Origin of the sequence: Vibrio sp. 10N.222.54.A3 (assembly GCF_041474095.1) — a bacterium.
Taxonomy (GTDB): domain Bacteria; phylum Pseudomonadota; class Gammaproteobacteria; order Enterobacterales; family Vibrionaceae; genus Vibrio; species Vibrio crassostreae_C.
The window spans coordinates 60,902-82,735 of sequence record NZ_JBFRTN010000041.1 but is presented as its reverse complement, the minus strand read 5'-3'; the positions used below and the strand labels follow the sequence as shown (position 1 = coordinate 82,735).

The 21,834-nt window shown below is 45.1% G+C and carries 19 protein-coding genes; 10 read left to right on the top strand and 9 right to left on the bottom strand.

The features are described 5' to 3' along the window. Positions 1–73 precede the first annotated feature (73 nt). The 3 genes from AB4507_RS09945 to AB4507_RS09935 form a co-directional block, all read right to left on the bottom strand. Positions 74–844 (bottom strand): ABC transporter permease, encoded by a 771-nt coding sequence (locus tag AB4507_RS09945; RefSeq protein ID WP_010435987.1) that lies wholly within the window; start codon positions 842–844, stop codon positions 74–76. Between the two features lies 1 nt (position 845). Then, positions 846–1,763 carry an ABC transporter ATP-binding protein gene (locus AB4507_RS09940; protein WP_017059435.1) on the bottom strand — a complete coding sequence of 306 codons (918 nt, stop codon included), beginning with the start codon at positions 1,761–1,763 and terminating at the stop codon, positions 846–848. Positions 1,764–2,114: 351 nt separating this feature from the next. Beyond that, on the bottom strand, positions 2,115–3,746 hold the full coding sequence (locus AB4507_RS09935; RefSeq protein ID WP_017063247.1) for a SulP family inorganic anion transporter: 1,632 nt from the start codon (positions 3,744–3,746) through the stop codon (positions 2,115–2,117). Positions 3,747–4,032: 286 nt separating this feature from the next. Here AB4507_RS09935 and can point away from each other — a divergent pair, with 286 nt between their 5' ends. Then, entirely contained in the window at positions 4,033–4,701 is a 669-nt protein-coding gene (gene can, locus AB4507_RS09930; RefSeq protein ID WP_017063246.1) for a carbonate dehydratase, read from the top strand. A gap of 74 nt (positions 4,702–4,775) precedes the next feature. On the opposite strand, the gene hpt is transcribed toward can, so the two are convergent. Next, positions 4,776–5,306, bottom strand: a complete 531-nt coding sequence (gene hpt, locus AB4507_RS09925) for a hypoxanthine phosphoribosyltransferase (RefSeq protein ID WP_061032638.1) — start codon at positions 5,304–5,306, stop codon at positions 4,776–4,778. A 336-nt stretch (positions 5,307–5,642) separates the two neighbouring features. Here hpt and AB4507_RS09920 point away from each other — a divergent pair, with 336 nt between their 5' ends. Beyond that, positions 5,643–6,248 (top strand): LuxR/HapR/OpaR family quorum-sensing transcriptional regulator, encoded by a 606-nt coding sequence (locus AB4507_RS09920; RefSeq protein ID WP_102319888.1) that lies wholly within the window; start codon positions 5,643–5,645, stop codon positions 6,246–6,248. 203 nt (positions 6,249–6,451) lie between these two features. Here the strand turns inward: AB4507_RS09920 and lpdA are convergent, their stop codons facing one another. The 5 genes from lpdA to ampD form a co-directional block, all read right to left on the bottom strand. After that, positions 6,452–7,882, bottom strand: coding sequence for a dihydrolipoyl dehydrogenase (gene lpdA, locus AB4507_RS09915; protein WP_102319887.1), 1,431 nt, complete (start codon positions 7,880–7,882; stop codon positions 6,452–6,454). A gap of 242 nt (positions 7,883–8,124) precedes the next feature. Further along, positions 8,125–10,047 carry a pyruvate dehydrogenase complex dihydrolipoyllysine-residue acetyltransferase gene (gene aceF / locus AB4507_RS09910; RefSeq protein WP_372182585.1) on the bottom strand — a complete coding sequence of 641 codons (1,923 nt, stop codon included), beginning with the start codon at positions 10,045–10,047 and terminating at the stop codon, positions 8,125–8,127. Positions 10,048–10,073: 26 nt separating this feature from the next. Then, entirely contained in the window at positions 10,074–12,737 is a 2,664-nt protein-coding gene (gene aceE, locus AB4507_RS09905) for a pyruvate dehydrogenase (acetyl-transferring), homodimeric type (RefSeq protein WP_136981622.1), read from the bottom strand. Positions 12,738–12,799: 62 nt separating this feature from the next. After that, positions 12,800–13,561 (bottom strand): pyruvate dehydrogenase complex transcriptional repressor PdhR, encoded by a 762-nt coding sequence (gene pdhR / locus AB4507_RS09900; RefSeq protein WP_372182583.1) that lies wholly within the window; start codon positions 13,559–13,561, stop codon positions 12,800–12,802. 483 nt (positions 13,562–14,044) lie between these two features. After that, on the bottom strand, positions 14,045–14,644 hold the full coding sequence (gene ampD / locus AB4507_RS09895) for a 1,6-anhydro-N-acetylmuramyl-L-alanine amidase AmpD (RefSeq protein ID WP_229647631.1): 600 nt from the start codon (positions 14,642–14,644) through the stop codon (positions 14,045–14,047). Between the two features lie 83 nt (positions 14,645–14,727). Between ampD and nadC the strand changes: the two genes are divergently transcribed. From nadC to yacG, 8 genes are all read left to right on the top strand, one after another. Further along, the gene (gene nadC, locus AB4507_RS09890; RefSeq protein WP_017065901.1) at positions 14,728–15,618 is read left to right on the top strand and encodes a carboxylating nicotinate-nucleotide diphosphorylase; all 891 of its coding nucleotides are present in this window, start codon (positions 14,728–14,730) and stop codon (positions 15,616–15,618) included. Positions 15,619–15,871: 253 nt separating this feature from the next. Continuing rightward, positions 15,872–16,282: a pilin gene (locus tag AB4507_RS09885; protein WP_102398315.1), complete on the top strand. Its 411-nt coding sequence runs from the start codon at positions 15,872–15,874 to the stop codon at positions 16,280–16,282. A gap of 1 nt (position 16,283) precedes the next feature. Then, on the top strand, positions 16,284–17,972 hold the full coding sequence (gene pilB, locus AB4507_RS09880; protein WP_372182581.1) for a type IV-A pilus assembly ATPase PilB: 1,689 nt from the start codon (positions 16,284–16,286) through the stop codon (positions 17,970–17,972). A gap of 15 nt (positions 17,973–17,987) precedes the next feature. After that, a complete protein-coding gene (locus AB4507_RS09875) occupies positions 17,988–19,217 on the top strand; it encodes a type II secretion system F family protein (protein WP_102319882.1) in 1,230 nt (409 codons plus the stop codon). Between the two features lie 66 nt (positions 19,218–19,283). Further along, the gene (locus AB4507_RS09870) at positions 19,284–20,153 is read left to right on the top strand and encodes an A24 family peptidase (RefSeq protein WP_017058945.1); all 870 of its coding nucleotides are present in this window, start codon (positions 19,284–19,286) and stop codon (positions 20,151–20,153) included. A 2-nt stretch (positions 20,154–20,155) separates the two neighbouring features. Continuing rightward, a complete protein-coding gene (gene coaE, locus AB4507_RS09865; protein WP_017058946.1) occupies positions 20,156–20,770 on the top strand; it encodes a dephospho-CoA kinase in 615 nt (204 codons plus the stop codon). Between the two features lie 26 nt (positions 20,771–20,796). Then, complete coding sequence (zapD, locus tag AB4507_RS09860; protein ID WP_017068873.1) at positions 20,797–21,537, top strand: cell division protein ZapD; 741 nt, start codon at positions 20,797–20,799, stop codon at positions 21,535–21,537. 81 nt (positions 21,538–21,618) lie between these two features. Beyond that, positions 21,619–21,816, top strand: a complete 198-nt coding sequence (gene yacG / locus AB4507_RS09855) for a DNA gyrase inhibitor YacG (protein ID WP_004735515.1) — start codon at positions 21,619–21,621, stop codon at positions 21,814–21,816. Positions 21,817–21,834 lie beyond the last annotated feature (18 nt).

Below are 21,834 nucleotides of genomic sequence, written 5' to 3'. Positions count from 1 at the left end.
CTCGGCGCACAACAAAAAAAGGTCGATGTTATATCGACCTTTTTCTTTACCTGTTACTTAGATGAACCAAAGGTTAGCTACGTAAGCCAATACCCTTTGTCACTAGGTAGTGTGCAATGCCATACAACAGCACGATAAACACACCTAGTACGCCAAACGACGTCACGATCCCCACATCAGACACACCCAAGAAGCCATATCTGAACGCGTTAACCATGTACACGATAGGGTTCAACTTCGATACACCTTGCCAGAATTCAGGCAATAGACTGATCGAGTAGAACACACCACCAAGGTACGTCAGCGGCGTTAAGATAAAGGTTGGGATAATAGAGATATCATCAAACGTGCGTGCGAATACCGCGTTAATCAAGCCACCCAAAGCGAATACTACCGACGTTAAAAATACCGTCGCAATGATCACGCCCCAATGGTCAACTTGTAAGTCGACAAAGAACAACGACACGAAGGTTACTATGGTACCCACTAACAAGCCACGAACCACACCACCCATTACGAAGCCGGCGATAATCACGTAGTTAGGAACAGGCGCTACAAGCAGCTCTTCAATGTTCTTCTGGAACTTGGCACTAAAGAACGATGAAGCAACGTTGGAATATGAGTTGGTGATCACCGACATCATGATCAGACCGGGAACAATGTATTCCATGTAGCTAAAGCCGTTCATTTCACCAATACGCGCACCAATCAGGTTACCGAAGATGATGAAGTAAAGCGTCATGGTAATCGCTGGCGGCACCAGAGTCTGCACCCAGATACGAGTAAAGCGATTGATCTCTTTGGTCAACAAACTGCAGAAAGCGGTCCAATATAGGCTGTACATATTATTTACTCCCCTCACGGACGATACTCACAAATAGCTCTTCTAGACGGTTTGCTTTGTTACGCATAGAGAGGACTTTAACCTGTTGCTCGCTCAATTGAGCAAAGATGGTATTCAAACCTAGGTTCTTGTCGATTTCGATTTCTAGCGAGCCATTGACCATCACTTGGCTATTCACGCCTTCAAGCTTAGGTTCAGTCGTGCCCTCTTCCAGATCCAGAATAAAGGTCTCAGCACTCAATTTGCCCAACAGCGCTTTCATTGTTGTGTTCTCAATCAGCTCACCGCGATTGATGATACCAATGTTGCGACACAGCATTTCTGCTTCTTCTAGGTAGTGCGTGGTCAAGATAATGGTAATGCCCTGCTTCTCATTGATCTCTTTTAGGAATTCCCACATTGAACGACGTAGTTCAATATCAACGCCTGCTGTCGGTTCATCAAGGATCAACAAATGAGGTTCATGCATCAATGCACGCGCGATCATCAAACGACGCTTCATACCACCAGACAAGTTACGCGCGCGTTCGCCACGCTTTTCCCACAGATCGAGTTGAGATAGGTACTTTTTCGCTCGCTCTTTCGCTAATGCTTTTGGCACGCCGTAATAACCCGCTTGTTGCAGCACGATCTGTTCAACGGTTTCAAACGGGTTAAAGTTAAACTCTTGAGGCACAAGGCCTAAGTTCTGCTTCGCCAATTCCAGATCGGTATCAATGTCGTAGCCGAACACTTTAACCTTGCCTGACGTTTTATTTACCAGTGAAGAGATAACACCAATGGTGGTTGATTTACCCGCACCATTGGGACCAAGTAGTGCGTAAAAGTCGCCTTTTTCTACTTGTAAACTAACGCCCTTAAGAGCCTCGAAGCCCCCAGCATAAGTTTTTCTTAATTGCTCAATTTCTAATGCATACATAGAGATAGACTGCCATTTGCTATAGATAAGATGTAGACGGCCGAGCTTGAGGAAGAGAGTAATGCTTAAAACGAACTAGCTGAAAGCTAACCCAAGATTTGTTTACTCGGCCATTTTGCGAACAAGTTTATCGTTGATTGACGATGAATACAAATATCGTGTGAGAGTTTCTTTCGAAAACAAATAAGCGTCTTGGCTACGTGAAGACTAAATCAACGTTCAATAAATATAAAAATGCCGCTAAGTGATTCACTTAACGGCATTAATGATCAGTCTTGAAGTGAGCGTCTATGGCTTATTCATATTAGATTATTCATATCAGGTCATTAATATCAGCTTATTACTGAAAAATTAAACTGACTCAAATTGATGCTCATCTCTGTCGACATAGCTTGTTGCTGCCGTCAGGGCTTCATATCTGAATCGATAAGTGTTGGATTCAGGTACTAGGTCAATCACGTGGAACTTCTCTAGTTGCTGACGAGTATTCTCATTAGGACACAGCAGGTACACCTCACACTGCGCATCCAATGCATCTTTAATCGCATTCTCTAGCGCAAGGCCAACAGTGACATCAATCATAGGGACATCTGTCAGGTCTAGAATCATCGCTTCATAGTCAGAGATACTTGAGTGCTGACGTGAAATCGCCTTTGAAACGCTGAATATCATCGGCCCTGAAAGATAGAAGAACAACACCTTACCATTGGCACTATCGAGTAACTGACGTTCGCTATCAGTCAATGGGATATCGTCTTCATCATCACCATCACTGATCGCCTTAACTTGTCTGGCTTGCTCTCGGCTCAATCTTTCAATAATCAGAATGTTCGAGATAAACACGCCCAGTCCAACAGCAATAATCAAGTCGACAAACACAGTCAGTAGCATCACGCCGTACATCACACCCATGCCGGCATAGCTAACCTTGTGCGCGCGCTGGATAAAACTCCAATCTAGGATATTGAAACCAACATACATCGCGATACCAGCCAGCACAGCCATAGGGATCGGTTCTGTTAAGCCACCCGCAACCAATACCACTAACGCAAGCACTAAAGCTCGAATAACTCCCGAAAGCGGAGAACGCGCTCCCACCTGAATATTGGTTACGGTACCCATAGTAGCGCCCGCGCCAGGTAGCGCACCAAACAGGCCAGAGATCATATTGGCAATGCCTTGGCCACGAAGCTCTTTGTCTGAGTCATGCTCTTTACGAGTCAGTGAATCTCCGATAACCGCGGTCAAAAGCGTATCAATACAACCTAAAGTACCAAGCACCAAGGCATCGATAACCATGGTCGTGAACTGTTCAGCGCTGATCGTAGGGATAACGAGAGAAGGTAAACCAGCTGGAATTTCACCAATACGGCGAATAGAGTCGGTATCAAAAATAATGACGGACAAGAGTGTCACAGCAACCAAAGCGACAAGTTGTGCAGGTACATACTTACGATACTTAGCGGGGAAGCCAAAAAGAATACCGAGCGTCAAAGCACCTAAAAACAGTTCGCTCACTTTTAGGTTTGCGAGCGTATCAGGCAGCGCAGAAAGCGTCCCCATCACCCCACCAGATGGAGCGGCATGTCCTAACAATGGAGACAGCTGCAAGATAATCAGAATAACGCCAATACCCGACATAAATCCGGAGATCACGCTATATGGCATCAAAGTCACGTATTTTCCGAGCTTTAATGTACCGAGTAATATCTGAAAAGCACCTGCCATCATTACCACGGTAAAGGTCATTGCCATGCCAGTTTCAGGATACTTCGCGACCATGCTGGTCATTACGGCTGTCATGATCACCGTCATCGGGCCGGTCGGTTCAGAGATCAGGCTGCTCGAGCCACCAAACAATGCCGCAAATAGGCCAACCATGATGGCGCCCCAGAGGCCAGCTTCCGCGCCCGCACCAGAAGCAACACCAAATGCCAATGCTAAAGGTAATGAGATGATGGCTGTAGTTACACCGCCAAACATATCCCCTTTGAGATTGATATCCGTAAAACGACTTCCAAACAAAACACACCTTCCTGATGATGAAATGACAAACCTTATCACTTTAGCAAATGTATCAAGTGTTCAGAAAGTGTTAATTCAATCACATTATTCATGTCTTATAACCGGATTATTGATAGTGGGCTAAGTTTATGATTTTCCTTACTAGAACACGTCAGATGAGTACATTTTGACGCAGTTTTTACGAGATTGAATTTGTAACATTGTGTATAGTTAAGCATCTTAATTGAGGGATGTAAGAAGCAAGATGCCAGAAATAAAACAGCTTTTTGAGAACAATTCCAAATGGTCTGAAGAAATTCGCTCTGAAAGACCTGAGTATTTTACAACGCTTGAAGAGGGTCAAAGCCCTGGTTTTCTATGGATAGGTTGTTCAGATAGCCGAGTTCCAGCCGAGCGCCTGACTGGCTTATATTCTGGAGAACTGTTTGTTCACCGAAACGTGGCCAACCAAGTGGTTCATACAGACCTAAACTGTCTATCTGTTGTTCAGTACGCAGTAGATGTGCTTAAAGTGAAACACATTATTGTCTGTGGTCACTACGGTTGTGGCGGTGTTAACGCGGCGATTGATAACCCTAAACTTGGTCTTATCAACAACTGGTTACTGCACATCCGTGACAATTACCTAAAATACCGCAAGCAAATCGAGGGGCTTCCTCGTGAGCAATGGGGTGACAAGTTATGCGAAATTAACGTCGCAGAACAGGTTTATAACCTAGGTAACTCAACCATTATGCAAAATGCGTGGGAGCGTGGCCAAGACGTTGAAATCCATGGTGTGGTTTATGGTATTGGCGATGGCAAGCTACAGGACCTTGGCGTACGTTGCTCAAGTAACGATACTTTAGAGAACAGTCACTTAGATGCATTAAACAAGATCTTAACGACGCCTCTTCTTAGTCAACAAAGCTAACCCATTCCGTCATATATACAAAAAGCCCGCATCAAGCGGGCTTTTTAATGACTTCTAAACCACAAGCGTAATGATTACTCTTGAGGTACTACCTTACCGATGTACGGTAGGTGACGATATTTTTGAGCGTAGTCGATACCTACACCAACAACGAACTCGTCTGGGATTTCGAAACCAATCCACTTCGTATCAACTTCAACTTCACGACGTGAAGGCTTATCTAGTAGCGTACAAATCTCGATAGACTTAGGACCACGAAGGCTCAGAATCTCTTTTACTTTAGTCAGCGTGTTACCTGTATCGATAATATCCTCTACAAGTAGAACGTCTTTACCTTGGATGTCGTCATCTAGGTCTTTCAAAATACGAACATCACGTGAGCTTTCCATGCTGTTGCCGTAGCTAGACGCAGTCATGAAATCAACTTGGTGAGTTAAATCGATAGCACGAGCAAGATCCGCCATAAAGACAAACGATCCACGTAATAAGCCAACTAAAACCAGATCTTCACTGCCTTGGTAGTGTTCCGTGATCTGTTTGCCTAGTTCGTTCACTCGATCCTGAACTTCTTGCTCAGAGATCATGACTTCAACTGTATGCTTCATACTGCTCTCATTTTGTTTGGTGATTGCGACAAGTGTAGACAGTTATGCCATGGGTGCCGCTCAATTTGTGCGTAAGTCTAGCACTGCTCAAATACCCACACCACCTTATGGTTCCAATTTACTGTGAGATTATCAATGAAATGTGCACTTGTGCCTTGTCTGATAGTCGCCTCCTTTCACATCAATGTGGATCACGCTTTATGTATCAAGTTTGATGTAACTGTCTATTAAATAAGCTCAAAGGATTGACCATTCGCATATGCACCATTACACTCATCTTGGCTTAAATAATAATAAAATCATTAATATAAAAATTTCGTTGGCAAGGAAAATAAAATGGACTCAATATCTAAGAGACCTAGAACTAGGCTTTCACCTTTAAAAAGAAAACTTCAATTGATGGAAATCGCTCTTGAGGTATTCTCTCGCCGCGGCATCGGTCGTGGTGGACACGCTGATATTGCAGACATCGCTCAGGTGTCTGTCGCAACGGTATTTAACTACTTCCCAACCCGTGAAGATCTGGTTGATGAAGTACTAAATCACGTTGTACGCCAATTCTCTAACTTCCTTTCAGACAATATCGATCTGGATATTCACGCAAAACAAAACCTACATAATATTGCGACTGAAATGGTGACGTTAGTGGCTCAAGATAGCCATTGGTTAAATGTATGGTTCGAATGGAGCGCTTCGACTCGTGATGAAGTATGGCCGCTATTCGTAACAACGAACCGCACTAACCAAATGTTAGTACAAAACATGTTTAGCAAAGCGATTGAACGCAGCGAAGTCTGTGACGATCACGACCCTAAACATCTAGCGAATCTATTCCACGGCATTTGCTACTCGCTATTCATCCAAGCGAAACGTGTAGAAACGCCAGAAGAGCTTTCAAGCTTAACGGATAGCTATTTGAACATGCTGTGCATTTATAAATAGATTTGAAATTCGGTCTTCGAAAAAAATTTAGGGATTGGCGTATTGCGTCAATCCTTTTTTGTTTTTAGCACTCGCTCTTCGTATCCCGGAGCGCAGCGTACTCGCATCTCGAAGTGAAACGTTACTGCTCTTTACCTCAGACATAAAAAAACCGCTGACCAATCAGCGGTTTTTAAAAACATTAGCGAGTGGCTAAAGGAGAATTACTTCTTCTTTTTCACTGCTTTCTTGTTTGGAAGGTCAGTGATTGAACCTTCGAATACTTCCGCAGCAAGACCAACAGACTCGTGTAGAGTTGGGTGAGCGTGGATAGTAAGAGCGATATCTTCTGCGTCACAACCCATTTCGATTGCTAGGCCGATTTCACCAAGAAGCTCACCACCGTTAGTACCAACAACAGCACCACCGATTACGCGATGAGTATCTTTATCGAAGATCATCTTAGTCATACCATCTGCACAGTCAGAAGCGATTGCACGACCAGAAGCAGCCCAAGGGAAAGTCGCCACTTCGTAGTTTAGGCCTTCCGCTTTCGCTTCTTTCTCAGTCTTACCTACCCAAGCAACTTCCGGCTCAGTGTACGCAATTGATGGGATTACTTTAGGGTCGAAGTAGTGCTTCTTACCAGAGATAACTTCAGCAGCTACGTGACCTTCATGCACACCTTTGTGAGCAAGCATTGGTTGACCAACAACGTCACCGATCGCGTGGATGTGAGGAACGTTTGTACGCATTTGCTTATCAACGTTGATGAAGCCACGCTCGTCAACTTCGATACCTGCTTTTTCAGCATCGATAAGTGCACCGTTTGGAACACGACCGATAGCAACAAGAACAGCATCGTAGCGCTCAGCTTCAGCTGGTGCTTTCTTGCCTTCCATTGAAACGTAGATACCGTCTTCTTTCGCTTCAACTGCAGTTACTTTAGTCTCAAGCATTAGCTTGAACTTGTTCTTGATACGCTTAGTGAAGACTTTAACGATGTCTTTATCCGCAGCAGGGATAACTTGGTCGAACATCTCAACTACGTCTACTTTAGAACCTAGAGAGTGGTAAACCGTACCCATTTCAAGACCGATGATACCACCGCCCATGATAAGCAGTTTTTCAGGAACTTCTTTCAGCTCAAGTGCATCCGTAGAATCCCAAATACGTGGGTCTTCATGTGGAATGAAAGGAAGTTTGATTGGGCGAGAACCCGCAGCAATGATTGCGTTGTCGAAGTTAACAGTTGTTGCTTCGCCTTCGCCTTCAACAAGAATGCTGTTAGGACCAGTGAACTTACCGAAACCGTTAACAACAGTAACGTTACGCATCTTAGCCATACCGCCAAGACCGCCAGTTAGTTGATCAACTACTTTTTCTTTCCAGATACGGATCTTGTTGATGTCCGTTTGTGGCTCGCCGAATACAACGCCGTGCTCTGCCATCGCTTTAGCTTCTTCGATTACTTTAGAAACGTGAAGAAGTGCTTTTGATGGAATACAACCAACGTTTAGACATACACCACCAAGAGTGCTGTAACGTTCAACTAGTACTGTTTCTAGACCTAAATCCGCACAACGGAATGCCGCTGAGTAACCAGCAGGACCTGAACCAAGTACAACAACTTGGGCTTTAATTTCTTTGCTCATTGTGACCTCTTGTAGTCATTATCCCTAACAGGCTGAGTAGATGTTCTTAAAATTATTGGGCTTTCAAACAGGAAACATTTTACAGAGATGTTAACAGTGTGAAAGTAGCTTTAAGTTAGCCTGTGAGCTAGACAACAATTCCCCATCAGATTATGAGAAATGCAGGAAACTGTTGTCTAAAAATAGTCTTTATATAAAGAATTAAGGTGACCCGAAAGTCACCTTAATAATTACTTTCTCAATTACAGTACTAGACGACGAATGTCAGATAGTGCGCTGTTTAGGAAAGTAATGAAGCGTGCACCTTCAGCACCATCGATCACACGGTGGTCGTATGATAGAGACAGTGGAAGCTGTAGACGTGGTTGGAACTCTTTACCATTCCAAACTGGCTTAATTTCAGACTTAGATACACCTAGGATACCTACTTCTGGAGCATTTACGATTGGAGTAAATGCAGTACCGCCAATACCACCAAGGCTAGAGATTGTGAAACAACCGCCTTGCATGTCTGCCGCTGTTAGCTTACCAGAACGTGCTTTCTTAGAAACAGCCATTAGCTCTTCTGATAGCTCGTAAATGCCTTTCTTGTTCACGTCTTTGAAGACAGGAACAACTAGACCGTTTGGTGTATCAACAGCGATACCCACGTTTACGTACTTCTTAAGAATGATGCTTTCGCCATCTTCAGAAAGAGAAGAGTTAAACGCTGGGAATGCTTCTAGCGCTTTAGCGACAGCTTTCATGATGAACACAAGTGGAGTGATCTTCATGCCAGTGTCTTTCTTCGCTTCGATTGCGTTCTGTTCTTTACGGAATGCTTCTAGCTCAGTGATGTCTGCGTTGTCCCATTGTGTAACGTGAGGGATCATTACCCAGTTACGGTGCAGGTTAGCGCCAGAGATCTTCTTAATCTTAGAAAGCTTCTGAACTTCAGTTTCGCCGAACTTGCTGAAGTCAACTTTTGGCCATGGTAGTAGACCAAGAGCAGAACCGTCGCCGCCTTTGCCAGATGCAGCTGCACCAGACTCAAGACGCTTAAGTGCATCTTTAACGTAAGACTGAACGTCTTCTTTAAGGATACGGCTCTTACGACCAGTACCTTTAACCTTAGAAAGGTTAACGCCAAATTCACGAGCTAGACGACGAACTACTGGAGAAGCGTGCGCGTAGTCACCGTTCTCTTGGAAGTCGCCAGCTGCTGCTGGAGCCGCTGCAGGTGCTTCTGCTTTAGGAGCAGGTGCCGCCGCTGGAGCTGCTGCTTGTGCAGGTGCTGCAACAGGAGCAGGAGCTGCGCCTTCAACCGGAGTGCCGGCCACGACGAAAGTCATGATTAGAGAGCCAGTTGACACTTTGTCGCCAGCTGCAATCTTGATTTCTTTTACTGTACCAGCGAATGGTGCAGGAACTTCCATTGAAGCTTTGTCGCCTTCAACAGTAATTAGAGATTGCTCTTCTTCTACTGTATCGCCAACCGCTACCATGATTTCAGTAACTTCTACTTCGTCACCACCGATATCAGGAACGTTTACTTCTTTCTCAGCAGATGCTGCTGGAGCAGCTGCAACTGGTGCTGCCGCCGCAGGAGCCGGAGCTGCTGCAGGTGCTGAACCAGCCACTTCGAATACCATTACTAGAGAACCAGTAGAAACTGAATCACCAGAAGCGATCTTGATTTCTTTAACGATACCAGCGAATGGTGCAGGAACTTCCATAGAAGCCTTGTCGCCTTCAACAGTAAGAAGAGATTGCTCTTCTTCTACTGCATCACCGATTGCAACCATGATTTCAGTTACTTCAACTTCATCACCGCCGATGTCAGGAACGTGAACTTCTTTAAGCTCAGCTGCCGTTGCAGGAGCAGCTGCAACTGGTGCCGCCGCTTCAACTGCTGGAGCAGCCGGTGCTGCTGCAGCACCTTCCGCAGGAGAGCCTGCCTCTTCAAAGATCATGATAAGAGAACCAGTAGAAACAGAATCGCCTTCCGCTACTTTGATTTCTTTAACGATACCCGCTTGAGACGCAGGAACTTCCATTGAAGCTTTGTCGCCTTCAACAGTGATCAGTGACTGCTCTTCTTCAACCTTGTCGCCAACGTTTACAAGAATCTCAGTTACTTCAACCTCGTCAGCACCGATGTCTGGTACATTAATTTCGATTGTCATTGTATTTACCTACCTTAATGCCAGTCTTATGCGTATTGCGGGTTAGTTTTTTCAGTGTCGATATCGAATTTAGCAATTGCTTCAACAACTACAGATTTCTCGATGTCACCACGTTTAGCCAGTTCAGTTAGAGCTGCAACTACGATGTAGCCAGCGTTAACTTCGAAGTGACGACGTAGGTTTGCACGGCTGTCAGAACGGCCGAAACCATCAGTACCAAGTACTTTGTAAGACTCGCTTGGCATGTAAGCACGTACTTGCTCAGCGTAGTTCTTCATGTAGTCAGTCACTGCGATTGCAGGTTCTTTACCAAGTACAGTTGTGATGTACGGTACTTTCTCTTCAGCTTCTGGGTGAAGCATGTTGTCACGCTCTACCGCTTGGCCGTCACGAGTTAGTTCGTTGAACGACGTTACAGAGAATACGTCAGATGCTACGCCGTACTCTTCGCTTAGAATTTCAGCCGCTTTACGCGCTTCGTTCATGATAGTACCAGAGCTCATTAGTTGAACTTTGCCCTTAGCACCAGCGTGAGATTCAAGCTTGTAGATACCCTTACGGATGCCTTCTTCAGCGCCTTCTGGCATTGCTGGCATTGCGTAGTTCTCGTTCATTACTGTTAGGTAGTAGTAAACGTTCTCTTGCTCAGGGCCGTACATGCGACGGATACCGTCTTGCATGATTACTGCTAGCTCGTAAGCGAATGTTGGATCGTAAGAGATACAGTTCGGGATAGTGTTCGCTTGGATGTGCGAGTGACCATCTTCGTGCTGTAGACCTTCACCGTTCAGTGTTGTACGACCAGCTGTAGCACCTAGTAGGAAGCCGCGAGCTTGTTGGTCACCTGCTAGCCATGCCATGTCACCAATACGTTGGAAACCGAACATAGAGTAGTAGATGTAGAACGGGATCATTGGTAGGTCGTTCGTGCTGTATGAAGTTGCCGCTGCAACCCATGAAGCCATAGAACCTAGCTCGTTGATACCTTCTTGAAGAACTTGACCAGATGTTGCTTCTTTGTAGTAAGAAACGATGCCTTTATCTTCAGGTGTGTATTCTTGACCGTGTGGGTTGTAGATACCAACCTGACGGAATAGACCTTCCATACCGAATGTACGAGCTTCATCACAGATGATAGGAACGATGTTCTTACCAATGTTCTTATCTTTAAGAAGGATGTTTAGCGTACGTACATAAGCCATAGTTGTAGAGATATCACGCTTCTGTTCACCTAGTAGAGGTGCGAATGCGTCTAGCTCAGGAACCTTGAACTCTTGAGTAAACTTAGGAAGACGTGCAGGTGTGTAACCGTGTAGAGCGTTACGACGAGCGTGCATGTATTCGTACTCAGGCGTACCTTCTTCCAATTTCAGGTAAGGAAGTTCAGCGATCTTCTCATCTGAAAGGATGTCTTGTAGGCCTAGGCGATCACGTAGGTGTTGAACATGAGTCATGTCCATTTTCTTAACACCGTGTGCAATGTTCTTACCTTCAGCTGCATCACCCATGCCGTAACCTTTAACAGTCTTAGCTAGGATTACAGTTGGCTTACCGTTTGTCTCTTTAGCATTGTTGAATGCAGCAAACAGTTTAGAAGAATCGTGACCACCACGCTTAAGAGCGAAGATTTCGTCATCAGTCATGTCTGCAACTAGTGCAGCTGTTTCTGGGTACTTACCAAAGAAGTGCTCACGTACGTATGCGCCATCTTTAGATTTGAATGTTTGGTAGTCACCATCGATAGTTTCGTTCATTAGTTGAAGAAGCTTACCAGTAGTGTCTTTAGCTAGTAGAGAATCCCAGTTGCTACCCCAGATAACTTTAACAACGTTCCAACCTGCACCTTTGAATAGGCCTTCAAGTTCTTGGATGATGCTACCGTTACCCATTACAGGGCCGTCTAGACGCTGTAGGTTACAGTTGATTAGGAAACATAGGTTGTCTAGCTTCTCACGCGCAGCGAAAGAGATAGCACCACGTGATTCTGGCTCATCCATCTCACCGTCACCTAGGAACGCGTATACGCGTTGCGCTGAAGTTTCTTTCAGGCCACGGCCGTCAAGGTACTTAAGGAAGCGCGCTTGGTAGATAGCAGAGATAGGGCCAAGACCCATAGATACTGTCGGGAACTGCCAGAACTCAGGCATCAGTTTCGGGTGCGGGTAAGAAGGGATACCTTTACCATCAACTTCTTGACGGAAGTTATCTAGCTGTTCTTCAGTTAGACGACCTTCAACGAATGCACGAGAGTAGATACCTGGAGAGATGTGACCTTGGTAGTAAACTAGATCGCCACCGTCTGTCTCGTTTGGAGCACGGAAGAAGTGGTTGAAACATACTTCGTAGAACGCTGCTGCTGACTGGTAAGAAGCCATGTGACCACCAAGGTCTAGGTCTTTCTTAGAAGCACGCAATACGATCATGATTGCGTTCCAGCGAATAATCGAACGAATACGACGCTCAAGAGTTACGTCACCAGGGTAAGCTGGCTCTTGTGCTGCTGGAATTGTGTTGATGTAGTTTGTGTTGATGCCTGTAGCCATATCAACACCATCTAAACGCGCTTTATCTAGAACTTGTTCTAGTAAAAACTGTGCACGTTCTACACCTTCTTCACGTACTACTGACTCAAGAGCTTCTAACCAATCTTGAGTTTCCAGAGCATCAACGTCATGCTTCATGTCAGACATGGCGATCTATCCTTTTTGTTAGTTGGATTCTACTAAACACGTAAAAAGCCGAAGTATTACGGCTATTTACCCTGTTGAATTCGACGTAGAGAACGTTCGCGGCGCGACTCTTCCTTCGTCAAATCCAGCAATGTTTCTTCGATGTAAGCTAAATGAGAGTGTGACATTTCACGCGCCTTCTCAGGCTGGCCAGAAACGATCGCATCTACGATATTAGCTCGATGTATACTCACTTTCTCCACAACGTCTTTACGACGATGCAACAGCTTTAAATTTTCTAAGACATTTTGTTCGAGTAACGGAGCCAAGCTACGAACAATGTGCAATAACACCACATTGTGCGCTGCCTCTGTTAAAGCAATAAGAAAAGCCATCACTGCTGCAGATTCGGCTTCAATATCACCCTTATCTTGCGCACCGCGAATTTTTTCTTGGCATGCTTGAATTCGAGTAAAGTCTTCATCAGTTCCACGCAATGCCGCGAAGTAAGCCGAAATCCCTTCCATCGCATGACGCGATTCCAACAAGTCTAGTTGGGTTTCAGAATGGGACGACAACAAATTAAGCAAAGGATCTGAAAAGCTTTTCCAGATATTTTCGCTAACAAACGTACCTCCACCTTGACGGCGAGTAAGCAAGCGTTTTGCTTCTAAACGTTGTATCGCTTCTCGGATCGAAGGACGAGACACATCGAACTGTTTCGCCAGTTCGCGCTCAGGCGGCAGCTGCTGCCCTGGAGCCAGTGTTCCTTCCACTATCAACCTTTCTAACTCTTGTTCGATAACATCGGAGAGTTTTGGCTGACGAATCCTTTGATAAGCCATAGTTTGTTGTTCTTCTTTTTCTTCGCTGACAATTGGTAATACCAATTTTAAGTTGGGCAGAAATTAACATAATTAAAACGCCACTGTCCAGCCTAAAATTGACCTGCATCATAGAATACAGCGTGAATTAACCATGATTTAACAAATGAAATTTAAAACAGCAACCAAATTGGTCTTACCATTTACAGGGGTAATACTTTTGGGGAGTGTTCGTGCTAGAAAGTTTCAGGATAAAAATGAATTGTTTCAGAAAGATTAGTGTCACTCGTTTAAAAATCGAACCAAGCGCACATTTAGGGTGGAAATTCTGTTCATAAGTTTTAATAAATGAGTGTTTGATAAGCTCGTCACACTCTCGATTTATTGATGCTCCCCGTCCGACCACTTCCTTTACAAAAGCACAACAAAAATTCACAAACAATTATGCTCATCGTTGATTATCTAGAGCCCTTCAATGAGCAGAGTCTTGTTGTGAATTCGGATTTAGAAACTCAGTTGGCCTTGATATTTCTTCCAATCAAAAACCAAACCGGGGTCAGTCTTTCGTAGCGGAGCGATGTATTGATGGCCAGTGATACGCTGACGCGTAATCTGCGGGAAGTTCGACACCAATGTCTCCGTTAATTGAGCCAAAGATTGGTATTGCTGCTCGGTATAAGCAACAAAGTCACTGCCTTCCAGTTCAATGCCAATAGAGTAGTCATTACATCTTTCACGGCCAGCGAAGCTCGATTGACCCGCATGCCAAGCTCGGTCTAAGAAAGAAACGAACTGCACCACTTCCCCATCGCGACGAATCAAACAGTGCGCCGACACGCCCATTTGGTGAATCACCTTAAAAAACGGGTGTTCCTTCGGGTCGAGTTTGCCCGTAAAAAACAGTTCTATGTAAGGCCCACCAAATTGACCCGGAGGCAAGCTAATGTTGTGAACCACCAGCAGAGAGATATCGTCGGCACTCGGTCGAGCATCAAAATACGGAGAAGGAACATGCCGAGCGTTGTCGTACCATCCGTTGGAGCTGATCGTCATCTTGGTCTCACTTTCTTTTCTGCTAGCACAATAAGATGTGACCTTGCCCATAGAGCAGTCGCGCTAGCCTCTTTAATTTGAAGTTAAGCAAGAGTATCATTCCATTCCCACTCCCTTTCAAGATTAGATTTGCGATGAAAAACACACATAACAGCCACCAACGCCTTGACTACTTAAAAGAGCAACTGCCTCTAGAGATCACTCGTGCAGTAGCCGAGACTATCAAAGAAGATCTAGGTGGTACGTTAGATCCAGCGGCTGATATTACGGCAAGTCTAATCCCTGCAGACGCAATCAACAGTGCAACCATCATTACCCGTGAGCACGGCGTGTTCTGTGGTAAAGCTTGGGCTGATGAAGTGTTTAAGCAATTGGGCGGTGAAGTGACTATCGAGTGGAATGTAGAAGATGGCGACAAGGTTGAACCAAACCAAACACTTTGCACCCTAACTGGCCCAGCACGCGCGCTATTAACGGGTGAGCGTAACGCAATGAACTTCATTCAAACGCTATCTGGCTGTGCGACTACTACAGCTATCTACGCAGACAAAATCAAACACACCGAATGCCGCTTGTTAGATACACGTAAAACGATTCCTGGCCTACGCAGCGCACTGAAATACGCGGTGGCTTGTGGTGGCGGTTTCAATCACCGTATCGGTGTGTTCGATGCTTACCTAATCAAAGAAAACCACATCATCGCTTGTGGTGGCATTGAGAAGGCTATCTCTACTGCAAAAGAGCTGAACCCAGGAAAGCCAGTAGAAGTGGAAACCGAAAGCCTAGAAGAGCTAGAGCAAGCGATCAGCGCTGGCGCAGACATCATCATGCTAGATAACTTCACCACAGACATGATGCGTGAAGCGGTTAAAATCAATGCGGGCCGCGCTGCATTAGAAAACTCAGGTAACGTCACATTAGACACTATCGCAGAGTTCGCTGAAACGGGTGTTGATTACATCTCGGTAGGTGCGCTGACTAAGCACCTAAAAGCAATGGATCTATCAATGAGATTCAAAGCGTAATTGACTGAATAATAATTAATTTCTGTAAAGGCACTGTTGATAAAGGTGCCTTTGTTATTGCCTGAATTATCAGTATTTCAAGCAGTTATTTAAGCTGATCGCATAATTTTGCCTGCTATATGAAACACTACACCAATAAATACAAAACCACTCGCGACCACACCTGAACACCATTCCACTCCCCCATCTCAACTTCTATTCTTTCCATCAACCAGTGCCTGCACTGAAACAAACTAAAGAATGGAATTAGACAATGAATAACAAAAGTAAAAGAACAAATCAGAAAGGCTTTACGCTGATTGAATTGATGATTGTGGTGGCGATTATTGGTGCTTTATCAGCTATTGCTGTACCTGCTTACAAAGACTATGTATCAAAAAGCCAAGCATCTTCAGCATTAGCAACACTAAAAGCACTAATTACACCAGCTGAATTACTAATCCAAGAGGAAGGCAGCATTAGTGGCGGCGTTAGTGCATTGGGGATTTCAGCTAGCTCAAACACTCTAGGGACTATCTCAGCTTCAGGAACTACCATTTCATTTTCGTTTGTAGACGGTAGCCTTGATGGTGACAGTATGACCATGACAAGGAGTGCAGATACTGGTTGGTCATGTTCACTATCAGCCTCAAGCGCAATCCCTTCAATAGAAGGCTGCAACTAATTTGGGACTCACCAACCTCCCAACCGTTCTTCGTCAGGCTGGTTTACTTAGCCTGACTCAAGAACAAGCCGTGGCGGAACATGTACAAGCTTCAGGTATTTCGACACCTGAGGCTTTACTCATTCTTGAGTTATTCACAGGCGATTCCTTAGCAAACAACATTAAAACCATCTTCGGCTTACCGTTATTACAACTTGCTAATGTTGATTACGAAGCCTTATGTGACCAATTAGGGCTTCGTGAACTAATTACCAAGTACCGTGCTATCCCGATTTCAGCCTCTAGCTCCACCCTAACTCTCGCCTCTGCCGATCCGACCGACTTGCAAGCTGAAGATGATTTTCGATTTGCGACAGGATTGCAGATCGAACTCGTTGTCGCTAACTACTCTGAATTAGAAGGCGCAATAAGAAAGCTGTATGGCCGCTCCATTTCCGGACAAGATTCTAACCGCAAAGAAATCACTCAAGATGAACTCGCCAATCTCGTTGAGGTGTCTGACGACGAGATAGCGTCGATAGAAGATCTCAGTCAAGACGATTCCCCTGTCAGCAGATTTATCAATCAGATATTGGTCGATGCGGTACGCAAAGGTGCATCAGATATTCATTTTGAACCTTACGAAGAGCACTATCGCGTGCGCCTGCGTTGCGATGGCATCCTTGTCGAGATCCAACAGCCCGCCTCTCATTTAAGTCGCCGGTTATCTGCTCGCTTGAAGATTCTCGCCAAGCTTGATATTGCGGAGCGTCGCTTGCCTCAAGATGGTCGTATTAAACTGCGTCTAAATAACGACTTGGCAATTGATATGCGTGTATCAACGCTACCGACTTTGTGGGGGGAAAAGATCGTATTGAGGCTGCTCGATAGCAGTGCGGCCAATCTCGATATCGACAAGCTTGGTTACAGCGACGATCAAAAAGCCCTCTATCTTAATGCCCTGAAGCGCCCACAAGGGATGATCTTAATGACAGGGCCAACCGGCAGCGGAAAAACCGTCTCCCTTTATACTGGCCTTCGCGTGCTCAACACTACGGAACGCAACATCTCAACAGCCGAAGATCCGGTGGAAATTAACCTGTGTGGTATCAACCAAGTACAAGTAACACCTAAGATCGGCTTTGGGTTTGCTGAAGCACTGCGATCATTTTTACGACAAGATCCTGATGTTGTGATGGTTGGAGAGATCCGCGACTTGGAAACCGCAGAAATCGCGATCAAAGCATCGCAAACCGGTCACTTAGTGCTTTCGACACTGCACACTAATTCCGCCGCAGAAACCGTCACTCGACTCGCTCATATGGGGATAGAACCCTTTAACCTCGCTTCATCATTGAGTTTGATTATCGCCCAACGACTGGCAAGACGATTGTGCAACCACTGCAAAGAAACTGACGATTCACCAGGCATATTTCTGCGTCACTCGATTCCTAACAGCCAAACCATCTACAAAGCGAGTCCTCAAGGTTGCAATGAGTGTAATCAGGGTTATTCGGGGCGAGTGGGTATCTATGAAGTGATGCCGTTTAGCGAACAACTGAAAAGCAGCCTGATCGACAAACCGAACGCGTTAGCCATTGAAAACTTGGCACGTCGAGAAGGCATGAGAACTCTGCAAGAGTCAGGGTTAGATAAGTTGCTTGAAGGCACCACCAGCTATCAAGAACTGCAACGTGTTCTGTACATATAAACCAATGGAGCACCAATGAGTAGCAAGTCCAAACAATCACAATTAAAAAGCTATCACTGGAAAGGCATTAACAGCTCAGGCAAAAAAGTGTCTGGGCAAACGTTAGCGCTCACCGAGTTGGAAGTACGAGAAAAGCTCAAAGAACAGCATATTCAGATTAAGAAAATCAAAAAGAAGAGTATTTCAGCCGTCACTCGTTTAACCCATAGAGTCAAAGCCAAAGACATCACTATTTTAACTCGCCAACTGGCTACCATGTTGGCGACTGGTGTGCCGATCGTGCAAGCCATCAAGTTGGTGTCAGACAATCACCGCAAAGCTGAAATGAAATCGATTCTATCGCATATCTGCAAAGGTGTAGAAGCCGGAACGCCAATCTCAAAAGCGATGCGAACCGCAAGTCGTCACTTTGATGACCTATACACTGATTTGGTCGCGACAGGCGAGCTCTCCGGTAACCTTGCACAAGTATTTGAACGCTTGGCGACCTATCGTGAAAAGAGTGAGCAACTAAAATCCAAGGTTATAAAGGCTCTCATCTACCCAGCAATGGTTGTAGCGGTCGCCCTTACCGTTTCCTACTTAATGCTGACCATGGTGATTCCAGAGTTTGAGTCGATGTTTTCCGGCTTTGGCGCCGACCTGCCTTGGTTCACTCAACAAGTACTCTACCTTTCCCATTGGATGCAGGCTTACAGCTTTTATACTGCCGTAGGCATAGGGCTTGTTGTCCTGATTATTTACCAACTGTGTCAGCGTTCCTACTCGATCAAACTGTCTGTTAGTCGGCTAGGATTACGCTTTCCTGTTCTTGGTGGCGTATTAGCCAAAGCCTCTATTGCCAAATTCAGCCGAACCTTATCAACCAGCTTTAGTTCTGGCATTCCGATTTTAATGAGCCTTAAAACCACAGCCAAAACCGCAGGCAACCTGCATTATGAATCGGCCATCATTGAGGTTCACCGAGAAACGGCTGCTGGCATGCCAATGTATATCGCAATGCGCAATACCAACGCCTTTCCTGAAATGGTGTTACAGATGGTGATGATCGGTGAAGAGTCAGGAAACCTTGATGATATGCTCAATAAAGTAGCCTCCATTTACGAGTTTGAAGTCGACAACACCGTCGACAATTTAGGCAAGATTCTAGAGCCACTGATCATCGTATTTTTAGGGACAGTTGTTGGCGGGCTTGTGGTTGCGATGTACTTACCGATCTTTAATCTTATGAGTGTGTTAGGATAGTTAAAAGCAACTAAACACCCATGAGCAACAATCTCTGCTCACCTTGATTAAGTGGTAAAGGACACTATGGAAGTATTTCACTACTATCCTTGGCTATTCCCCGTATTAGCTTTCATTTTTAGCCTTCTTATCGGCAGCTTCCTCAACGTAGTCATACACCGTTTGCCAATTATGATGGAGCGTGAATGGCAACAAGAGTGCTCGGAATATTTCTCTCAATATAAAATTCCAGCGCCAGAGGGAAAGTTCAACCTCAGCATTCCTCGCTCTACCTGCCCGAAGTGCAAAACCCAATTAAGAATCGTCGACAATATCCCAGTCTTAAGCTGGTTGTTCTTAAAGGGTAAGTGCCATAGCTGTGCTAATCCAATCAGTGCTCGCTACCCTTTGGTCGAACTGCTTACCGCAATACTTTGCACAATGGTTGCTAGCCACTTTGGTTTCAGTTACTACGCCATTGCTTTGATTTTTTTCACCTTCGCACTGATTACCGCGACCTTTATCGATCTCGATACCATGCTACTGCCCGATCAAATCACCTTGCCTTTAGTATGGTCCGGTATCGCTTTAGCATTGTTTAATATCAGCCCAGTATCGCTGCAAGATTCTGTGGTTGGCGCAATGGCTGGCTACCTGGCTCTGTGGTCTGTTTATTGGTTGTTCAAACTACTGACAGGCAAAGAAGGCATGGGTTACGGTGACTTCAAACTCCTGGCTGCGCTTGGCGCATGGCTTGGTTGGCAGCACCTACCGATGATCATCCTTTTATCTTCGCTTGTTGGCCTTGTGTTTGGTTTGATTCAACTTCGCTTGAAACAGCAAGGCATCGATAAAGCCTTTCCATTTGGGCCCTACCTTGCGATTGCGGGTTGGGTAAGCTTGATGTGGGGTAACGACATCATGGGTTGGTATTTCACTTCTGTACTAGGAATTTAACCATGGCAATCATTATCGGATTAAGCGGTGGTATCGCCAGTGGCAAAACTACGGTCGCTAACCTGTTCAATGAGCATTTTAATATAGATATTGTTGATGCTGATATCGTGGCACGTGAAGTGGTTGCGCTGGGCAGTGTTGGCTTAAAACAGATTACAGAACACTTTGGTGAGTCTATCTTGCTTGACGATGGAACACTCAACCGAAGTAGGCTGCGTGAGCTGATCTTCTCAGATCCTAAAGAAAAGCAGTGGCTCAATGATCTTCTTCATCCCATGATCCGTGACAAAATTGACAGTGACCTGTCTAAAATCACATCCCCGTATGGTTTATTAGTTGCACCGCTATTGGTGGAAAACCAAATGCAAGGCATGGCCGATCGCGTATTAATTGTTGATGTGCCAGCAGAAGTTCAAATAGAACGTACGATGAGTCGTGACAATGTTTCTAGGGAACAAGTTGCATCAATTTTAAAATCACAGGCTTCAAGAGAACAACGCTTAGCAGTTGCAGATGACGTGATTAAAAACCATACTAAAAACCAAGAACTTTTGCCTCAAATCACAGATTTACATCAAAAGTATCTGGCAATCAGTGCTGTAGATGGGTCAGAATAGAACAATGTTGAATGAAGGTTTGCTCGATGATCACCCATAAATTTGAACATCCTCTAAATGAGAAAACACGCATCTACTTAAGAGTCGAATCGCTCTTGAGGCAGCTACACTTGTCTTCTACATTTTCCGATGCTCAACAGTATCAACTCTTTTTCCGTTCCATCTTTGATCTGATTGAAATCTTCGAACAGATCCAACTCAAGAGCGAACTCGCAAAAGATATTGAGAAGCAACGTGTAACCTACAAAAGCTGGTTGGATGTTGAAGGTGTCGATCAAGAGATGCTGACATCACTACTTAATGACATTGGTAACATCTATCGTGATCTGATGCAGGCAGAACGTTTTGGCCAATCACTTAAAGAAGACCGCTTCCTGAGTGCGATTCGCCAGCGCTTTAATCTTCCAGGTGGCTCATGCTGCTTTGATTTACCGGCACTGCATTATTGGCTGCACCTTCCTCTTGATAAGAGAATGCGAGATGCTAAAGCTTGGATGGACAGCTTACAGCCTCTGTATGAAGCGCTAACACTGTGGTTGAAGCTCACCAGAGAGACGGGTCACTTCAAAGAGAAAATCGCTCGTGCTGGCTTCTTCCAGAGCGATGCCGATGAAGCGAATATCCTTCGTCTTTCTATTCCGATGCAATACGGTGCCTACCCGATGATCTCCGGTCACAAGAACCGCTTTGCTGTTAAGTTCATGAGCTTTGAAACTGGGCAAGCCTGTACTCAAGACATCGAATTTGAATTGGCAATCTGCACCTAATTAATTTCCTTTTATAGTTTGGCTTGAGCCCTCACTCGAGCCTAAACTCACTATTATTACACCTTCAAATTAAGAATCACTATGTCGAAGAAAATCACCATCGTTAAATGCCCTCAATGTAATGCTGACGTTGAATGGGGCGAACAAAGCCCGCACCGCCCGTTTTGCAGCAAGCAATGTCAGATGATTGATTTCGGTGAATGGGCAGACGAAGAGAACAGCATCGCTGGCGCACCAGATATGTCAGATAGCGATGGTTGGTCGGAAGATCCGCACTAAGCGAGTAGCGAGTAGCGA